General features: G+C 61.9%; 14 protein-coding genes. 1 reads left to right on the forward strand and 13 read right to left on the reverse strand.

Annotation, left to right across the window (positions count from 1 at the left end):
- Positions 1-178: 178 nt before the first annotated feature.
- Positions 179-817, reverse strand: a complete 639-nt coding sequence (locus tag ACILSQ_RS15725) for a LuxR C-terminal-related transcriptional regulator (RefSeq protein ID WP_395744605.1) — start codon at positions 815-817, stop codon at positions 179-181.
- Between the two features lie 527 nt (positions 818-1,344).
- Here ACILSQ_RS15725 and ACILSQ_RS15730 point away from each other — a divergent pair.
- Complete coding sequence (locus ACILSQ_RS15730) at positions 1,345-2,022, forward strand: response regulator (RefSeq protein WP_395744606.1); 678 nt, start codon at positions 1,345-1,347, stop codon at positions 2,020-2,022.
- Between the two features lie 602 nt (positions 2,023-2,624).
- On the opposite strand, the gene ACILSQ_RS15735 is transcribed toward ACILSQ_RS15730, so the two are convergent.
- From ACILSQ_RS15735 to ACILSQ_RS15790, 12 genes are all read right to left on the reverse strand, one after another.
- The gene (locus tag ACILSQ_RS15735) at positions 2,625-4,865 is read right to left on the reverse strand and encodes a GumC family protein (protein ID WP_395744607.1); all 2,241 of its coding nucleotides are present in this window, start codon (positions 4,863-4,865) and stop codon (positions 2,625-2,627) included.
- Between the two features lie 4 nt (positions 4,866-4,869).
- On the reverse strand, positions 4,870-5,538 hold the full coding sequence (locus tag ACILSQ_RS15740; RefSeq protein WP_395744608.1) for a polysaccharide biosynthesis/export family protein: 669 nt from the start codon (positions 5,536-5,538) through the stop codon (positions 4,870-4,872).
- 23 nt (positions 5,539-5,561) lie between these two features.
- A complete protein-coding gene (locus ACILSQ_RS15745) occupies positions 5,562-6,845 on the reverse strand; it encodes a hypothetical protein (RefSeq protein WP_395744609.1) in 1,284 nt (427 codons plus the stop codon).
- Positions 6,846-6,854: 9 nt separating this feature from the next.
- The gene (locus tag ACILSQ_RS15750; RefSeq protein WP_395744610.1) at positions 6,855-7,679 is read right to left on the reverse strand and encodes a hypothetical protein; all 825 of its coding nucleotides are present in this window, start codon (positions 7,677-7,679) and stop codon (positions 6,855-6,857) included.
- A 584-nt stretch (positions 7,680-8,263) separates the two neighbouring features.
- The gene (locus ACILSQ_RS15755) at positions 8,264-9,466 is read right to left on the reverse strand and encodes a glycosyltransferase family 4 protein (RefSeq protein WP_395744611.1); all 1,203 of its coding nucleotides are present in this window, start codon (positions 9,464-9,466) and stop codon (positions 8,264-8,266) included.
- A complete protein-coding gene (locus ACILSQ_RS15760; protein WP_395744612.1) occupies positions 9,463-11,067 on the reverse strand; it encodes a VanZ family protein in 1,605 nt (534 codons plus the stop codon). The genes ACILSQ_RS15755 and ACILSQ_RS15760 overlap by 4 nt, the downstream gene beginning before the upstream one ends.
- Positions 11,068-11,072: 5 nt before the next feature.
- Positions 11,073-12,173, reverse strand: coding sequence for a glycosyltransferase family 4 protein (locus ACILSQ_RS15765; protein WP_395744613.1), 1,101 nt, complete (start codon positions 12,171-12,173; stop codon positions 11,073-11,075).
- A complete protein-coding gene (locus ACILSQ_RS15770) occupies positions 12,170-12,628 on the reverse strand; it encodes a DapH/DapD/GlmU-related protein (RefSeq protein WP_395744614.1) in 459 nt (152 codons plus the stop codon). The genes ACILSQ_RS15765 and ACILSQ_RS15770 overlap by 4 nt, the downstream gene beginning before the upstream one ends.
- Positions 12,609-13,808 carry a glycosyltransferase family 4 protein gene (locus ACILSQ_RS15775; protein ID WP_395744615.1) on the reverse strand — a complete coding sequence of 400 codons (1,200 nt, stop codon included), beginning with the start codon at positions 13,806-13,808 and terminating at the stop codon, positions 12,609-12,611. The genes ACILSQ_RS15770 and ACILSQ_RS15775 overlap by 20 nt, the downstream gene beginning before the upstream one ends.
- An 11-nt stretch (positions 13,809-13,819) precedes the next feature.
- Entirely contained in the window at positions 13,820-14,974 is a 1,155-nt protein-coding gene (locus ACILSQ_RS15780) for a glycosyltransferase family 4 protein (protein ID WP_395744616.1), read from the reverse strand.
- Position 14,975: 1 nt separating this feature from the next.
- Positions 14,976-16,082, reverse strand: a complete 1,107-nt coding sequence (locus ACILSQ_RS15785) for an acyltransferase family protein (RefSeq protein WP_395744617.1) — start codon at positions 16,080-16,082, stop codon at positions 14,976-14,978.
- A gap of 67 nt (positions 16,083-16,149) precedes the next feature.
- Complete coding sequence (locus ACILSQ_RS15790) at positions 16,150-17,625, reverse strand: O-antigen ligase family protein (protein ID WP_395744618.1); 1,476 nt, start codon at positions 17,623-17,625, stop codon at positions 16,150-16,152.

Genomic DNA, 17,625 nt, shown 5'->3' on the forward strand with positions numbered 1-17,625 from the left:
ACCATTTCCGCTGCCCTAAGTTTTGCCAACCCCAGCAGCGGACGTCCGTGTGGCCAGGAAAGGTTCCTGGAGGACTCCCTGCCGGGGCGCGGGTGCATGCGCCCCTGGCAGGTGTGTTTGAAATGAAGCCCCGCGGAGTGTCTTCCAGAGTTTTCTGGATGCAGGGAACGTCTTTGTTTCAGATCCAGATCCGCACCGCTTCCAGAATGCTCGACACGCCGAGTTTGCCCAGCGCGTTGCGTTTGTGGCTGGAGATCGTTTTCATGCTCAGACCCAGGCGGCTGGCCACCTGGCTGGGACGCAGCCCTGAAACCAGCAGATCAAGAACCTCCTCCTCCCTGAGAGAGAGGGCATACTGCGAGGCGTCATCTTCGTCATCAAGACCGCCGGAGGGAGTCACAGATCTGGCGAGGACAGAGGCGAGCTCGCTCGACATGTAGGGCACGCCTTCCAGCGCCGCGTGCAGCGCCCGCTTCAATTCTTCCACGGATTCATTGCAGCCCAGGCACACGGTGGCGCCTGCCTGCATGGCGGTCCGCGTCGTTACCGGAGCGGGCGGGCCGCAGATGAGCATCAGGTGCTTGCCACCGGTGAGCGCAATGACGGACTTCAAGGCCTCGAGTCCATGATTCGTGTCGCGGGGGTGGAATTCCATCATCAAGAGGCTGACCAGTCCAAGATTGGCCGCTTCTCTGACTTCTTCGACGGTGGCGGCCTCAGTCGTTTTGCATTCGGGCAGGATCTTCTTGAGCAATAACTTCCAGCTCGAGCGGGTGAACTCGCTTGGATGAAATAGAACACAGTTGGGAATGTTCATAAAATCGTGGGGCGTTCGTGGGAGGGTGAAAGAGACATGGCGGGAAGCGAGGGATGAAAGTCTTGGGAGGCGGGGATGGGAGGCTGGCAGGTCACAGTTGAGGGTCTGCGTCAGCCCCGTCAGGGAAACTGAGCTGGCAGATCAACCGGATAGTATCAGCGTCGTCGGTGACTAGTCATTAAACCGAGCTCTTGGAATGGCCTAAACAGAGGCTTAAGACACAGCCAGCCAGGGAGTTACATGCCGCCGCTCTATGGAAATTGATGGAGTTGGAATATTTTGGCTGGCTTGAGTATCCAGGCTTTTCCAGCGGCTTTTTTGTCCCTTCAGGAGCGGTTTCTCAGGCAAAGAGACCCAGGGGGTGAATTTCCACTTAGAACTGCTTGCGCAGAGCACTAAATAAATAAAACTTAATTTAGCGGCATTATAAGATTTTCCATATAAATATATATTGTCATAGCAGCCAGACAGGTTGCTCTTTCTCCAGAAATCAAAGTGCCTTCACCGTTCTCACCCACTCCAAAATCATGACTCCTTCTTCTAAAAAAATCATGCTCGTTGATGATCATGCCATGTTCGCAGAGACACTGGGGCAATATCTGCGGCTGATGTTTAAAGATTTTGAAATTATGGTGGTTACGAGCGCCGAAAAGGCCCGCGAGCAGGCCTCCAAACACGCCATTGACGTCGTTCTCATCGACCTGGAAATGGCCGACTGCTCCGGTCTGACCCTCCTGGCCGACTTCGCGGCGGCCATGCCTTCTCCAGCCTGCATCGTGGTCAGCATGCATATTCAGGCCCTGTGGATCGAACGCGCCCTGAAAGCCGGCGCCTGCGGCTACGTGGCCAAGGATTCTCCTCCGGCCGAAATCGTCACCGCCATCAACTATGCTCTCCGTGGGAAGAAATACCTCTCCCGCAGTGTGGCGCAGTCCTTTGCCGAGAATGCCGTGCGTCTCCCCGCCGGCGGCAAGGAACTGCACAAGGTGCTGAGCAGCCGCGAATTTGAAATCTTCCTCCAGCTCGCCCATGGGAAAAGCCTGAAAGCCATCTCCCTGGACCTGAGCCTCTCCGCCAAGACCGTGTCCGTGCACAAGCACAACATCTGGAAGAAGACCGGCATTGATTCCGGCGCCAAGATTGCCCGCTACTGCGTGGAGCACGGACTGCTGGCAGGCGGCAATCAGGCCTTCCAGGCAGCCTGATTCGGGGTGGCAAAACTCCGGCAGGGCCCTCAAAAGCTCCAAAAAACCCAGGCGCGCAAAGCCTGGGTTTTTTTGTACCCGATGCTGAGCACGGCCTCTTTTTTATCGAGCGGGAAGGGGAGAACGGCCAGCGCTGCCCTGGAGCGTTTAAAAGCACCACGTGTCCGGTATAGCGGTTCGCAAAACTCATTTCCGTTGAGCGGGCTGTTTCTTGGTCGCGGATCATGGGCTTCGACGGCGGCTGGCTGAGGACAGCCAGCCCTGCCTGCGCCGGGCACCCGCATGCCTGCAGCGAGGTAGGGAGGCTGGTCCTCCAGCCTCCGCCGAACGTCCCCAAGCGCCGCTGACCGGAAATCCGTTTTGGAAGACGCTATAGAAAACCAAGGCGGCAAATGCCGCTCCCGCTTCGCGAGCATGGGGGGATGCCCCCTCCCGCTCCAGCCTTTGATTTCGTCGAGCTCTGTCGCGCCGCGGTTCTCCCACGAATGTCTTGGGCGCGCGACACCCGCACATCCTTCCCAGTGCGTGTGTTCAAGGCACAAAAAAGCCGTGTGCTCATTGGGATGCGCACACGGCTGCAATGTTTGCCCTGGGGGGGCTTCTCAACTCATCCCGTGAGGTGGGTTGAGGGTGCGGGAAGCGGGACGGAGGGGGGCGGACTCCTCGTTCTCACCCGCCTTGTAGTAGGAGCGGTGGTAGTAGTAGTCGTAGCTGCGCGTGCGCTGGGCCAGACGGTTCAGGACCAGGCCGGTCAGCGGGATGTTGGTCTGCTGCAGCTTGCGGATCGCCTCCTGGATGATGTCGGCGGGAGTACGATTGCAGCGGACCACCAGGAAGGTGCTGTCTGCCAGGCCGCCGAGTTCCAGGGTGTCGTTCACCGGGATCAGCGGAGCGGTGTCGATCACGATGCGGTCAAAGCCAGCGGCAAACGCCATCTCCTTGAGACGTTCAACACCGCAGGTGGAAAGCAGTTCGGCGGGATTGGCCACGCGTTTTCCAGCGGGCATGATGGCCAGATGGGCGATGCCGCCGCTGAGGCACACTTCGGCGAAGGAGGCTTCCTCCAGGAGAAGATCGATCACGCCTTTGCGGCTGCTGGGAATGCCGAAGACCTGGGCAAGCTGGGAGCGCCGCAGATCCATGTCGATGAGCAGCGTGCGGTAGCCCTGGCTGGCCAGGCTGACGGCCAGATGGGTGGAAACAAAGGTCTTCCCCTCGTCAGGAATGGCGCTGACCACCATGTGGCAGGTCTGCGGGCTTTTGGCCATCCGCGCGATGATGGCGCGAAACTCACGGAAGCTTTCCGCCACGGCCTTGTGCGCGATGAGCGCCGGAGTCAGACCCTGGGAATAGTCATGACCGCCACGGGGACGCTGGTCCTTGGTGTCAGGATGGTGCGGAAGATTGGCGATCATGCCAAGCACCGGCACGCGCAGCTTCTGGCGCGCATCGTCCACGGACCGGATGGAGCGGTCCTGCATGACGATGAGACCGATGATGGCAAGGCCGAGCATGAAGCCGCCGGCCGTGGAGCTGCCCACCACTTTCTTGGCGTTCGGCGACACAGGCTCCCCGGGAACCATGGCGAGCTGATGCACCCAGATGGGAGGGGTCTCCATGCCCTTGGACACGTCCACCTGCTTGATGCGGGTGAGCACCGACTCATAGACGGCCTGGTCTGACTCCATTTCGCGCTTGAGCACATTGTACTGCACCGCGAGCTGCTCCAGATCGAGCGCTTCGGACTCCTGCTTTTTGAGCTGCTCCTGCAGCTTGCGCTCCAGTTCGCGGGCGTGGTCGCAGCTTGACTCCAGCAGATGCACGGCGTCTGCAAGGATGGTGGTGAGCTGCTGCTCCTGGTTGGTGATGACCGCCTGCACGGCCTCGTATTTCGGATGCTTGGGCTTGTAGCGCTCCGCCAGGAGGGCCAGCGTGGACTTCTGATTGCTGATCTGGGAGAGAATGCCCGAGACCTTGGGATGGCTGGCGATCGTGGGCAGGCTCAGCAGTTCATCCCGCGGCAGCTTTTCCTCCTTGCAGGCCTGCAGCTGGGTTTCGAGCGTCAGGCGTTCTTTGGACTGCTGGTTCAGCTCAGAGCCGAGCTCCTTCAGCTTCGCGAGCACGAGGTCCTTGCGCTCGTCGAGCGAGATGGCCTGGTTGTTGCGCTTGTAGTCATGCATGGCGATCTCCGACTTCTTCAGCTTTTCCTGCAGGCGCTGTCCTTCCGCCACCAGGGCCTGGATGGCTCCCTGCAAGGTCTTGCTTTTCTGGCTTTCCAGTTCAGCCACCAGGCTGAGCACCGCCTGGTTGGACACCGAGGCCACCTGCTCCGGATTGGCTCCGGTCACGGTGAAGTCGATCAGACGCGTGTCTTTGCGCAGGCTGATGCGGACCATGGAGCTCACGGTGGAGATCGCATTTTCGCGGGCTTCCTTGGAATTGGCGGGATGCCCCCCTGAAAAGCCGGCGAGCTGGGTCAGGTTCAGTTCGGAGACGACACGCCCGACCACTTCACGGCTCTTGGCGGCCTGGATGAGGGTGTTGACGGATTTTTCGTCCCCAAGGCCGGGGGTGCTCACGCTGTTGAGTCCCAGCAGGGAGTTCTGCTCAGAACCAAACTGAGCCACGCTGACGGCTTCATACACCGGCTTCTGGCGCTTGAAATAGGCGTAGCCCAGGATCAGCCCAAAGAGAGCGAGTGTGATGGGAATCCAGCTATGGCGGCGCACGCCGTCCACCAGCTGTGCCGGACTCAGGAGTGATGAAGATGATCCCGCGTCCGCTTCCAGACGGTGCGGCCCCTCATGCGGTGATTGAATCAGGGAAAGTGAGGCGGTTTGCATGGTATTAAAAGAAGCTTTCAGGGACGGTGATGACGTCATCTTCACGGACGTAGAACATCATGGTTTGGTTTCCGGACGCCATGCTGTTGACGTCCACTCGGAAGATTTTTTCGCGGCCCTCCACGATGCGCTTCACCAGCACCTTTTTGAGGTTGGCGATGCGGGTCGGGCCGCCGGCCAGCCCCAGGACCTGCAAAATCGTGAGGTCTTTTTCCGCCGGGAGCTCGTGCGCGCCGGGACGCTGCACCTGGCCGAGGATGGTGATGCGCTGCACGGAGAACTGGGACACGAAGAGATTGACCTCAGGGTGCACCAGGTAGTCCTTGCGGTAGGCCTCTTCGATGGCTCTGGCCGCCGCGGTCTGGCTGAGCCCTTGAATTTTGATGGAGCCGATCAGCGGGCATTGGATGGTGCCGTCTTTCCGCACCCGGCCGCCTGCCGCCAGCTCGGGCTCGTCGAAGACAGAGACTTGAACCATGTCTCCTTCGCGGATCTGGTAGTCGGCCGGCATCGTGCCCTTTTGGGAAGCCTGGGGGGAGGACGAACCGGCGGGGAAAGCCGCCGGCTGCTGGGCCTGCAGCGTCGAATTCAATCCGGCGCAGCACAGCGCCACAAAGACGCCGCGCAGGCAGCCTCTGCCGGGGATGAAGGTGAGATGTTTGTGGATGTTCATAAATTCAGAAGGTGGGCGGTCTCCTACCAGGAGCCGGTGATGCCAGCCCCGACGAGGTCACGCGCAAAGGGCTGCGCGCCGGTGCCGGTGGAGTCGTTCGTGGTGTGCTGGTAGAAAATCTCCAGCGAGAGGTGGCGCTGCAGCGCATACTTCACCCAGGGGCGCATGAAGCGGACGTGATCTCGGCGCGTGCCGGAAACGCCGGCGAGATAGGAATGATAGGCGGAGAAGTCATAGCCGAAGTCCGCGCCGACAGTGAGCTTGCTGCCGAGCTGCTGCTGGGCGCCGATGAGCACGCCCTGAGACTGATAATACTGGCCGCCGAGGGAGGGGGAGTTCTGCGCCCGTGCGTACATGTTTGCATACAGGGTGGTCTTCGGCCCGGGTGCGTACTTGAAGCCGAGGGTGCCCAGAGGCAGCGTGGCGTCTCCGGCGGAAGCGGTGTGGAGGATGTGAATCCCCGCGGAGCCGTTGAGAGAGAGTTTTTTGGACGCCTCATACTCCAGCCGCACCAGGTAGTCCTGGCCGCTCTGACCGCCGCTTCGATCCACTTCCTGAATCATTTCGTTGAACTGAAGCCCGAGGCGGAAGCGGGGGGAAAAGGAGTAGTCCGCGAACAGGCCGAACCGGTAGATGGTGGAGGAGATCAGCGCGTCATAGTGGGTGCGCTGAAGCTGCCCGCTGAGGCCCACGCGTACTTTTTCAGACAGCTCATACATGATCTGGAGCTGCGGGGAGAACTGAACGCGCGAGGCCTGCCCGCCCACATCCAGGTCACCACCGGTCACCTGATGGAAGAGCCCTGAAAACTTGAACGAAGTTTTCTGCATCCGGTAGTTCAGCGACGTGCGCAGGAAGTGGTTGAGCGAGTTCTGCTGGCTGAACTTGTCGTAGAAGTTGAACTGAGCGTTGTAGTCCGCGAGCACCTGCAGCTTCGCCTGGTCGTCTCCGTAGGAGTATTGAAACCCCGGGCTCACGCTCCACATGGTGTCGCTCTGCACATTGGAGTTGCGCAGGAACACGTTGGAGTCGTAGCGCCAGGTGCCGGAGGTGAAGACGCGCAGCTTCCAGTTCTTCAGAAGCTTCATCTGGTAGTTCATGAACTCGTCGAGGAAGACATCCTCGGTGTCGTTCTTGTCCAGCGTGTCGAGCACCTTCTCACCTGCGGGGGAGGCAAGGGACGCCTGGGTGCCGGCAGCGGCGTCACGCAGCGTCTCCTGGCCTTCCGCCACGGCTGCGTGCAGCATCATGCAGCACACGAACAGTGCGGCGGGAAGTCGGAACTGTGGGTTTTTTTTGAAGTTCATCGGGCTGAGTTAGGGGGTGTCAGATGAAACAACTGGGAGGGGTTTCTGCGGGGTGGACAGATCGGGATTCGACGAAGTGTTGGTAGGCAGGGTGGCCGGCGTCGTGGTGGGCGTGCCAAGCGTGGAAGTCGTGCCGCTGGACGAAGGAGTGACGAGCTGCTGCTTTGACTGCGTCACAAGGTCGGTGCTGCTGGTGCCTGACGAGCCGCCGGTGAGATTGGTCACCTTGCCGGTGTTGGTATCCACCAGTTCGGCCCCAATCTTGCCGCCGCGGTTGAACAGCCAGATGACGGAGCCCTGCGGCACCTTGACCTGGCCGCCCACATCGCCACCGCCTGCGGCGGCTCCCTTGCCAATGCTGACGTGGCTCAGACCTTCGCCCACGGCCACCACGGTTCTGCCTTCATCATGCTGCACCGTCCAGGTCGCGGTGGTGATGTGCGTGGTGGTTTTGTCTCCAGGCTTCGTGCTGTCCTCCGCCTGCGGCGGGCCGCCCATTTTGTTGACGATCGTTCCTTCGTCAGTGACGACGGTGACTTTCACGGCGGGCTGGGTTTCTTTGGTTGCCGAGGTTCCTTGCGGACCCTGGGGCGCCTGGTCGAGATGGAAAAGCGCCTTGCCAGAAAGGATGGTGCACATCACGCTGCCACCGCCATCGGAGTTAGCATCTGCGCCATCGAAGCGTATTTTCGTGTCGGGATAGACGATCACATGAAGTGTCGCCAGCGGTTTCAGCGAGGCACCGGATTCAGCTCCGCAGGTGATCACGGTTCCCGAGCGGACGGTGTCGCCTTTATGTACACGTTTTTCACCGAGGCCACTGGTGGAAACCATCACGATGCCTTTGATTGCGGCAAACCGGGCTGAGACGTTGTTGCCTTGCTGCGCATGGAGAGGAGTTCCAGCCAGAAGTGCCACAAGCGCGCACAGAGAAAGAGAAGGAAAGCGCAAGAAAGAAGGGCGCGGGGCCTTGTCCTTGTCATTTGCCATGAAAACTCGATTGTTTAGAATCATCATGAACTATAAGGCACAGTATTCTCCATAGAGACGCTTACGTGGCTTAAATCTGGTTAAGGCAAGCCTTATTGACAGCGACTCCTGGAGGAAAATCCTTATTGGCAATAATTCCAATAACAAATCACGTTTTCCCTGCGATACGGGCATAGCTCCGCCATCAGTTGGGCTGCCCAAACAGGGGCTGCCATGCACTGGCAACCTGTGGGGGCAGGGTGGGGACGCTCTCCTATTCCGTTTAGGAAAACAGCATTCGCTGCCTCCTCATTCCTCTGAGCGCTTTATCTTGCCTCTGTTTGCGACATGGCTCCGCCATCAGTCGCGCTGTTTTTTCAGACGCTGTCTCAGAGTGGACAGCGCTGCGAAACCGGTGGGCAGCTCCGGTTTGCTCCCCTTCGTTCCGTTCAGGCTTCTTGCAGCACGGGCTGCAGCCTCTTTCCACGGGGTGCTTCTTCCTGCAGCCAGTTGCACTCGTCTGCGACGGGGGCGGGGGCTGTAAAACGCTGCCATTCGGACTCCACAAACTGCTGGAAGCGGTCGCGGAAGAGGGCGGCGCTGAAGCGTTCGGCGTTGGCGCGGCAGACGTTTGAATTCCACACTTGTGTGTCGAATTCGGCAATGGCGGCCTGCAAAGAGGGCACGCTTTGCTCGCCGAAAAAGAGGCCGGTTTTGTTTTCGACGACGGTTTCGAGAGCACCGCCGCGGCCATAGGCGATGACGGGAGTACCGCAGGCCTGGGCTTCGAGAAGGATGATGCCGAAATCTTCCTCGCCGCCGAAGACGAAGGCGCGGGCTTTTTCGAGGTGCTGCTTCAGCACGGCCTGGGGCTGCCAGCCGAGAACTTCCACATTCGGGCCGGCCATGCGGCGGAGCTTGGGGAGTTCGGGGCCGTCGCCGATGACGACGAGACGGCGGCTGGGCATGCCGTTGAAGGCTTCGATGATGAGGTCCATGCGCTTGTAGGGAACAAGACGGGAGGCGGTGACGAAGTAGTCTTCTTTTTCGGAGCAGACATCGAAGCGCTCGACGTTGACCGGGGGATAGACGACGGTGGCGTCGCGGCGGTAAACTTTTTCGATGCGGCGGGCGATGAAGCGGGAGTTGGCCATGAAGGCGTCCACGCCGGCGGAGGTGCGGGTGTCCCACATGCGGATGAAGTGGAGCATGGTGCGCACGAACCAGCCCTTGATGCCGCGATCGAGTTTGGATTCCTTGAGGTACTGATTTTGCAGATCCCAGGCGTAGCGGATGGGGGAGTGGCAGTAGCAGAGGTGGAGCTGGCGGGGGCCGGTGATGATGCCCTTGGCAAAGGCGTAGCTGCTGGTGATGACGAGGTCATAGCCGCTGAAGTCAAACTGCTCGATGGCGAGCGGCATGAGGGGGAAGCAATGACGGTAGTATTTTTTGCCGCCGGGAAGTTTTTGGACGAAGGAGGTTTTGACGGGCCGGCCCTTGAGGAACTTGCGGTTCTCCTCGCTGAGGGCGTCGATGAGGCTGAAGACGTCGGCTTCGGGATAGACCATGAGCATCTGCTCAAGCACGCGCTCGGCGCCTCCATAAACAGGAAGCCAGTCGTGGACAATGGCGATACGGCGTTTGGATTTCATGCTGCACATGGGGATGGGATGATTGAAGAAGTTGATTCGGGCTGGTGCCGGCCGGAGACCTGGCGGATGACGGACTCGATTTTTTCCTGCACCGCGCTGATGGCGTAAACGTCCTGGGCGGTCTGCTGCGCCTGATGAGCGATGGAGGAAGCGAAAGCGGAATTGTTTTGGAGGCGGAGGAGGGCGTCCGCGAGCTCCGTGGCATTGCCAGGAGATACCAGGAGTCCGGTATGTTCGTGCTGGATGATTTCTGCAGCGCCGCCGGCGCGGGAGGCGATGACGGGTTTGCCGGCGAGCATGCCTTCAACGATGACGCGGCCGAAGGGCTCGGGATACACAGAGGCATGAACGACGGCGTCGGCCATGTCGAAATACGGCATGGTTTCCTTTTGGAATCCGGCGAAGTGGACGCGGCCGCCCAGTTCTTCTGCCTGGGCGTGAAGCTGGCGTGCGTACTGGCGGTCTTCGTCGGTGAAGAGGGCGTCTCCGAGAAGGACGGCATGCGCGGCGGGCACGGATTTGAGAGCTTCGAGAAGGACGTGCTGGCCTTTCCAGTGGGCGAGGCGTCCGGCCATCAGCACGGTCCAGGCAGCGGATGGAATGCCGAGGCTGGCGCGCAGAGACTTCATCGTTTCCGCGGAGGTGCGTTGCGCGGGGATGTGGAAGCCATTGGGGACGACGGTGCAGAGCTCGGCGCGGCCACCGCAGGCAATGAAGGCTTCCTTGGTGGCTTCGGAATTGGCGATGACGCTGCTGGCGCAGAAGTTGGCGCAGAGAACGAGGGCCTGCTGATTGAGGGTGCTGAAATGGCCGTCTGCGATGATGTCGTGGAGATGGAACACCAGGGGACGACCGGCGAGACGCGCGGCGGGGCCGCCGATGACGAGGGACTTGGCGGTGTTGGCGTACACCAGATCGAAGGAACGGGCGGCCTGAACGATTTGGAGCATCAGCTCCAGGATGGAGGGGATGGAGCGGAGGATGCGTTTGAGGCCGGCCTGCTTGTCCACGACGGAGGCTTCCTCTCCCAGGGTGCAGACACGGGTTTTGACACCCACGTTTTCCAGAGCGGTGCGGAACTCGCCGTCCTGGAAGAGAAGGACCTCGCTGTCAGCCGCGCGTGCGGCGGCGATGTCGAGCAGCATCAGCTCCGCACCGCCGAGGCGGCCGGTTTGATCGAGGAAGAGCACCTGTGGCGCAGTGACGTCTGCTTTTTTACGGATGCTCCACAATTGGAGCGCCATGCTGCTGAAGATGCCGAGGACGCACCCGAGCAGACCCGCCCAGACATCGGCGATGTCCACGGCGCGGCCGGGAATGGAGGACTGCGCCAGTTCGAGAATGACGTTCAGCAGGGTGATGAAGCCGGTCATCAGAAGGATGAGGCGGAAGGCTTTTGCGAAGCTGCCAAAGGCGAGCCAGGCGGTGGCGCCGAGAATGCCGAAAGCGCCGAAGTTGAGCCAGAAGTCCATGAGGTCGATGTATTCGGACCAGCGGAAGGGGAGGAAGGTGAAGCGATGTTTGCCCAGGGTCGGCTTGAGGGCGAGCCAGAGGCCGCCGACGAGGAGGACAAGCAGGAGGATGCGTGCGAATCGTTTCATGGTCATCATGAGCGCCATCCGGCCTGGCGATAGACTTCGCAGACCTGGGTGGCGATGTGGTCCCAGGTGAAGCTGCGCATGACATGTTCACGGCAGGCTTCGCGGGAGGGGAGGCGGAGCGTGCCATCGAGCCAGCGGTGCAGGCCATCCGCGATGTGATCCACGCTGGTTCCGTTCAAAACGAGGTCTTCGCCGAGTCCTTCGACGGTGTCTGGCAGGCCACCCACGGGGGTGACGAGAACGGGAGTGCCGCAGGCGAGGGATTCGAGGGAGATGAGGCCGAAGCCTTCCAAGGCGGAGCTGGGGACGATGGAGAGATCCGCCGCGGCATAAACCGTGGGCAGGGTGGCATCGGGGATGAAGCCGAGAAACTCGATGTTCTTTGACAGGCCTGCGCGGAGAACCTGCTGCTCAAGCTCCGCACGGAGAGGACCCTGGCCGCCGATCATGAGCTTTGCATCGGGATGCTGAAGCGTGACCTGGCCGAAGGCCTCGATGAGTGTCTCCAATCCCATGCGACGGGCGAGCCTGCGCACGCAGACGATGATCTTTTGCTTCTGCGGCCAGACGAGGCGCTGGCGTGCCTCGACGACATCCATGGGACGGAAGGTGTCTGTTTCCACGCCGCCGGGAATGACGTGCACGCGGTCCGCAGGCGCGCCGTAGCCCTGGCAGAGCTGGTCGCGGAAGGCCTTGGAGAGAACGATGAAGCGATCCGCACGGTGATACACGGCGCGCTCCAGCATGCGCTTGCACATGACCGAGTGCATTTTGGCGCCTTCGCGCTGGGATTCGCTGGCCCAGGGGCCGTGGAAGTGGACGACATGGCCGTCCCAGCGGCGACCGAGCAGTGCGGGCAGGGCGTAGAGGGCGAAGTGAGAGGCGAGGAGGCGGCCGCGGCGGGGAACGACGGCCTCACGCACGGCCTTCCAGCGCTGCATGAGGGGCTTGTTCGCGGGGCCGAGGCAGGCGGCCTTTTCGGAGTCGCCAAAGCCGTAGGCAGTGACGCGCACGCCCTGGCGCAGGAGGGCGTTGTGCAGGCCGCTGAAGTAACGGTCCACGCCGCCGGCGGAGGCTTTCAGATTCATGCCGAGTTGTGCAATCATGAGGACTGGGGGACGTCGCTGATTTTGCGTGCCGGATTGCCGGCCCAGATTTCAAAGGGAGGAATGCTTTTGGTGAGGACGGAGCCCGCGCCGAGCACCGACTTCTGACCGATGGTGAGAGGCGTGTTCGGACGGGCGACGACGATGCTGTGAGCACCGATGGTGACGTCATCCTCGAGAGTGATGAAGTGGGGGGAGCCGATCCATGTCTCCGCGGCGAGCGTGACATGGTGGTAGATGCGGCAGCGCCTGCCGATGCGCACCTGCGGGTGCATGACGATGCCCAGGGCGTAGTGCTCCAGAATGACGCCCTCGCCCACCTGCGCCTCGGCGGGCAGGAGGCATTTGTGCAGCGTGAAGTTGAGGGTCTTCACGATGCGTGCCGGAAGCTTCCAGCCACGATGCAGGAGATCGCGGCTCCACTTCCAAAGCAGCTCAGGACTGTGCAAGCGCATGGGTGGAGGAGAATGGCTGACGATTTTCCGCACGGCCGGCCTGCTGGTTTTTGGCGGCGGCGGTGAAGGCGTCGATCATCTTGAGGGCGACGGCAGGAATGGAGATGTCACGCTCGACCCAATGGCGGCCGTTTTCGGCGAGCTGGCGGCGGAGCTTGGGACCGCTGATGAGCTGGCGGAGGGCGACGGCGAGCTCGTCCGAGCTGCGCTGGGTGAAGACGAGGCCGCCTTCACTCTGACGAATGAGGTGGGGGATCTCGCCGGAGCTGGAGCCGATGACGGCGGCGCCGCAGGCCATGGCCTCGGGAATGACGCGGCCGAACTGCTCCTCCCAGTTGGGCTGGGTTTCGGAAGGGAGGACGAGCATGTCCATGGAGGCGAGCCAGCGCGGCGTTTCGGTGTGCGGAACGTAGCCGGCGAAGAAGATGCGATCGCGCACGCCCTGGGCGGTGAGGAGCTGCTCGAACTCGGCCTGAAACTCGCCGGTGCCGACGAGGACCATGCGCCAGTCGAGATCACGCACTTTGCCGAGGGAGGTGGCGAGAGTACGGAGGCCTTTGGGCTCGATGAGACGACCGACATAACCGATGACGGGAACATTGGTCTGAGGGAAGCGCTCCGGCGGCGTGGCCTTGAGACGCGGGTGATAGCGCTCGGGATCGAGGGGAAGTGCGCAGACGGTCTGGCGGCCACGGAAGCCTTTGGCGGTGAGGACGTCCGCCACACGGTCCGTGATGGGCAGGGCGAAGCTGGAGGAGCGATAGACCATGGACTCCAGCCAGGAGAAGGGGGCGGGGTACTTCTTGTTGATGTTCTGGCAGGAGTAGAAGCCGAAGGGGACGCGGATGGAGCGGTTGTTGGCGTGGCAGACCTGCGCGGTGGCCAGAGCGTAGGGCTCGTGGTTCATGTAGATGACGTCCGGCTTGAGCTCGCGGAGGAAGCGCTGCCAGCGCATGCGATAGACGTGGAAGATGATGCTGCCGTTTTTCCACACGGCGCAGCGGATCACGGAATCCTCCAGGCCTTTGCAGGGCTCCTGACGGAGGGCATTGCCAAACTCGTCCTTCCAGCGGTCTGGCACCACGAGGGTGATCTTCCAGCCCGTCTCACGCTGGACACGGGCATAGACCTCCTGATTCAGGGCGGTGGCGGAGGAATGGCTGACGATGAGAATGTGCATGGCGGGAGAGATCAGTTGGAGCTGTTGAGGTGGGCGAGGTAGGCGTCTTCCGTCATCTGCGCGATGCGGTCCCAGGTGTAGTTCATCTCGACGTTTTTGCGGGCATTGACGCCCATGGTCTTGAGGTGCTGAGGATCTGCGCAGAGACGGCGGAGGACGGAGGCGACCTGGACGGGATCGTGCTCGATGAAGTCACCGTTTTCGCCGGGGGTGATGAAGTCCTCGGTGCCATTGATGCGGGTGGCGACGACGGGCAGGCCGCAGGCGGCGGCCTCGATGGTGGCGAGGCTGAAGGCCTCATACCAGCTCGGGAAGAGGAAGAGATCCGCAGCGCCGAGGGCTTCGGGGATGTCCTTGCGGAAGCCGCCGAAGACGATGTGGTCTGCAGCGCCGGCCTCGCGCGCCATCTGGGTGAAGCGGGCGCGATCGGGATCATCCCCCGCGACGAAGAGGGTGAGCGGCACATCTTTGAGATGACCCATGGCCTTGATGGCGAAGTCGAGACCTTTGCGGGCCCACTCGCCACCGGCAAAGATGGCCATGATGCGGTCCTGCGGCACGTTGTGCGTGGCACGCCAGGCATTGCGGGCCTCGGCGCTGAGAGGCTTGAAGCGCACGGTGTCAGCGGCGTTTGGAATGATGCGCACCTTCGCCTGGCCGATGTCGTAGTGACGGGTCAGCTCCGCGGCGACACCGCGTGAGACAGGGAGGAACATGGGGGCCTTGTGCCCGGGGCGGTGCTGATAGAGGCGCTTCTCCGCAGCGCAGGTGGCGTTCAGATACATCCAGCGGGTGAGGCGGCGCGCGGGGGAGACTTTTTCCGAGCGGCCGAGGCGGTCGAGAATGATCTTCTTGGCGGGCTGGATGTTTTGAATGGTGACCACATTGCCGCGCTGGGTGTTGCAGCCGATGGTGTGGACGATTTCAAACTGGCCGGGGCGGACGCGGCGGTTCACCTCGAGGTAGTAGCTGCCGAAGTCGATGACCTCCGCCCAGTTGACACCGGGGACGCGATGCCAGGCGATGTTGGAAAGGTCGAGGTCCTCCGCCTTGCGTGCGTAGAGGTGGACCTCGTGCTTTTTGGCGAGGCGTTCGGCGACTTCATTGACCGCGCGCGCGCTGCCGTCGCGGCGGTTGCAGTTGATCATGGCGTAAGCGATTTTCATGTTATGACGATGGGTGAGGGATGAGGAGAGGCTGGGAAAGATCCGGCTGAGCGGGAAGGAGGCGGGAATGGACCCAGCGGCTGCGCCAGCGGTCGAGGGGCTGGTCGATCCATTTCCAAATGAGCCAGCTTCCAGAGAGAGCGGCGGCGAAATTGGCGAGCAGCAGGAAGGCATTCTGCCAGGCGAAGGAGGACCAGTTCACCACGGAGTAATAGGCATCCCGCGGGATCCAGTGGAAGAGGTAGAGAGGGTAGGCCCAGTTCCCCAGCATGCGGTCGCGCGCGTCTGACTTCTGCAGGACGTTCCAGGCGATGAAGGGGGCGAAGACCAGGGCGCCGAGGGCCCACCAGAGGTGAACGAGGAGGCGTGGATCCCAGGCGGCGGCGTGGGCCTGTGCAGCCCCGGCAGCACCACGAAACCAGATGGCGCCGCGGGTGGCGGGCCAGAGGAGGAAGCCCGCGGTGACGGCGATGAAGAGGGACGCCGAAACCAGGGCGGTGCGGCGGGAGGGAGCCCAGCGGAGATGGTAAAACGCCATGCCGATGGCGAAGAGCCAGAAGTAGAGAGGCAGGGAAGAAGTGTTTTCCACCACGCGGACGCCGGCCTCCAGCAGAAGGAACGCAAAGGATGCGACCGCGAGAACAGCCACGAGCCAGTTCACGACGCGAGGCCGGAGGAAACCGCCGATGAACATGAGCAGCGCGAAGGCGAGGTAGAACTGCATCTCCACATCGAGCGACCAGGCGGGAGGAAGGATGCTGCCGGCGGACTTTGAGCCGAGGATGGGGAGCTGCCGCAGAGCCCACTCCAAGAGATTTTGCGGCAATGGAGGCGCGCCGGGAACCACGGAAGAGGAGACGAATGCCAGGGCGAGAGAGACGAAGAAGACGGGCGCCAGACGGCACCAGCGGCTGCAGATGAAGGTAAGGCAGGCGGAGCGGGTCTGGACGTATTTTTCCGCCCACATGCGGGCGATCCAGTAGCCGCTGAGGATGAAGAAAGCGTACACGGCCCAGCTTCCCATGCGCAGAGGGAAGGAGTGATGAACCACCACGATGAGAGCCAGCGCGAAGCGCAGGAGACCGGGGCCTGGAAGGAATTTGTTCATGCGATGAGAAGCGGAAGCGAGGGAGGGCGGGCAGGCCGGACCCGCGGGCCCGCCGGGGAGCGGATTTTCAGGAGACGGTGAAGCGCGGGGGCTGCGAGTGAAGATCCGCGCCGGGGCCGGAGGCGGTGAGCGCCTGAAAGGGGGCGGCGAAAGGAGGAGGCGAAGGAGGCGCGGGCTGTGAAATGGGATCGAAGGAAGGGGGCTGGTATGGCGCGGTGAAGGCCTGTGGAAGCGCCGAGGGGAAGGGCAGGGTGACGCGGTTGAGAGAGATGCCGAGGAAGACCCAGAAGAGGGAGAAGCTGCCGAAGATGTTTCCGACGGCGAGGAAGACCATGCAGCCGAGCAGCACCACGCGGCCGGTGGTCAAGAATGGATTGGTGCCGCCGAGGCGGATGCGGCGGGTGAGCTCCGCCCAGATCTGAGCCATGGCGGCAAAGAAGGCGAGACCGCCGATCCAGCCGAACTGGCTGAAGACTTCGACATAGCCGCTGTCACAGAAGCCTTCCTGGGGGCTGCTGTCTCCGGAACCGCCGGAGGAGGCGAGGCGGCTGCCACCAAAGCCGGAGCTGCCGAGGCCCATGCCGATGGGATGCTGCAGGATCCAGGGAAGGCCGGTGGTGAGAATGCCCATGCGGCCTTTGAAGGAGCCGTCATTCTGCATGTCCTTCATGGTGTCGTAGCGCTTGGTGATGCGCTCGGAGCCGGGCATGTACTGGAGACCGATGCTGGCGCCGAGACCGAGCACCACGGCGAGAACAATGACACGGCCGACGCCTTTTCCTTTGGAGAGAGCGGGCTGGAGCATGGCGACGAGGGCCACGATGATGAACATGCTGCGGGTGAGGGTGAGGACGACCACGGAGAGCAGCAGCACGATGGTGAGCCAGCTTCCGAGGATGCGCCAGCGGGGGTTCAGAATCATGGGAATGGCGGCCCAGGCCAGGAAGCTGGCGCAGGGACCGCGCTCATGCAGGGTGGAGAAGACGGTCATCTCGGTGGGCCTGAGCTGGCCGAGGTAGCCGACAAACTTCACGGCGGTGACCCAGAAGGCATCCCATTCCGGGATGGTGTAGTATTGATACCAGCCGTAAACGGCCACGATGAGGGCTGCGTAACCGCAGGAGCGCAGCCAGCGGTCCGCCGTCTGAGTGGAGACGGGAGCGGTGGCCGCATAGAGGAAGGCGCCGAAGCCGGCCATCCACTCGCCGAGCGAATAAAAAGCACCGAAGCCCACGCTGACAAAACCGATGACCAGACCGTGGGCCAGGGCGACCATGATGAGGGTGGCCACATTGCGGGAGCGGGGCGTGAGCTGGCCGAAGCGGGACAAGGCGGGCAGCAGCAGGACGGCGCTGACGATCAGAGGGGTGAGGCTGATGGTGGAGAGGGGATTGAAAGCGCCATTGATGTAGTAGTCCACCACGCGCCGGATGCCGCGGTTCAACGCGAACACGAAGAACACGTAATCCATCAGCCAGGTGGAACGCTGCGCGGCCAGCAGGAAGGCTGGAAGCACGATCAAAAGCGTGATGAAGTATTCCAT

The organism is Prosthecobacter sp. (assembly GCF_044227185.1).
Taxonomy (GTDB): domain Bacteria; phylum Verrucomicrobiota; class Verrucomicrobiia; order Verrucomicrobiales; family Verrucomicrobiaceae; genus Prosthecobacter.

What these genes read in the sequence shown, in the direction of transcription:
- ACILSQ_RS15725 (WP_395744605.1), bottom strand. Translation starts at nt 817, where the DNA reads ATGAACATTCCCAACTGTGTTCTATTTCATCCAAGCGAGTTCACCCGC.
- ACILSQ_RS15730 (WP_395744606.1), top strand. Translation starts at nt 1,345, where the DNA reads ATGACTCCTTCTTCTAAAAAAATCATGCTCGTTGATGATCATGCCATG.
- ACILSQ_RS15735 (WP_395744607.1), bottom strand. Translation starts at nt 4,865, where the DNA reads ATGCAAACCGCCTCACTTTCCCTGATTCAATCACCGCATGAGGGGCCG.
- ACILSQ_RS15740 (WP_395744608.1), bottom strand. Translation starts at nt 5,538, where the DNA reads ATGAACATCCACAAACATCTCACCTTCATCCCCGGCAGAGGCTGCCTG.
- ACILSQ_RS15745 (WP_395744609.1), bottom strand. Translation starts at nt 6,845, where the DNA reads ATGAACTTCAAAAAAAACCCACAGTTCCGACTTCCCGCCGCACTGTTC.
- ACILSQ_RS15750 (WP_395744610.1), bottom strand. Translation starts at nt 7,679, where the DNA reads ATGGTTTCCACCAGTGGCCTCGGTGAAAAACGTGTACATAAAGGCGAC.
- ACILSQ_RS15755 (WP_395744611.1), bottom strand. Translation starts at nt 9,466, where the DNA reads ATGAAATCCAAACGCCGTATCGCCATTGTCCACGACTGGCTTCCTGTT.
- ACILSQ_RS15760 (WP_395744612.1), bottom strand. Translation starts at nt 11,067, where the DNA reads ATGAAACGATTCGCACGCATCCTCCTGCTTGTCCTCCTCGTCGGCGGC.
- ACILSQ_RS15765 (WP_395744613.1), bottom strand. Translation starts at nt 12,173, where the DNA reads ATGATTGCACAACTCGGCATGAATCTGAAAGCCTCCGCCGGCGGCGTG.
- ACILSQ_RS15770 (WP_395744614.1), bottom strand. Translation starts at nt 12,628, where the DNA reads ATGCGCTTGCACAGTCCTGAGCTGCTTTGGAAGTGGAGCCGCGATCTC.
- ACILSQ_RS15775 (WP_395744615.1), bottom strand. Translation starts at nt 13,808, where the DNA reads ATGCACATTCTCATCGTCAGCCATTCCTCCGCCACCGCCCTGAATCAG.
- ACILSQ_RS15780 (WP_395744616.1), bottom strand. Translation starts at nt 14,974, where the DNA reads ATGAAAATCGCTTACGCCATGATCAACTGCAACCGCCGCGACGGCAGC.
- ACILSQ_RS15785 (WP_395744617.1), bottom strand. Translation starts at nt 16,082, where the DNA reads ATGAACAAATTCCTTCCAGGCCCCGGTCTCCTGCGCTTCGCGCTGGCT.
- ACILSQ_RS15790 (WP_395744618.1), bottom strand. Translation starts at nt 17,625, where the DNA reads ATGGAATACTTCATCACGCTTTTGATCGTGCTTCCAGCCTTCCTGCTG.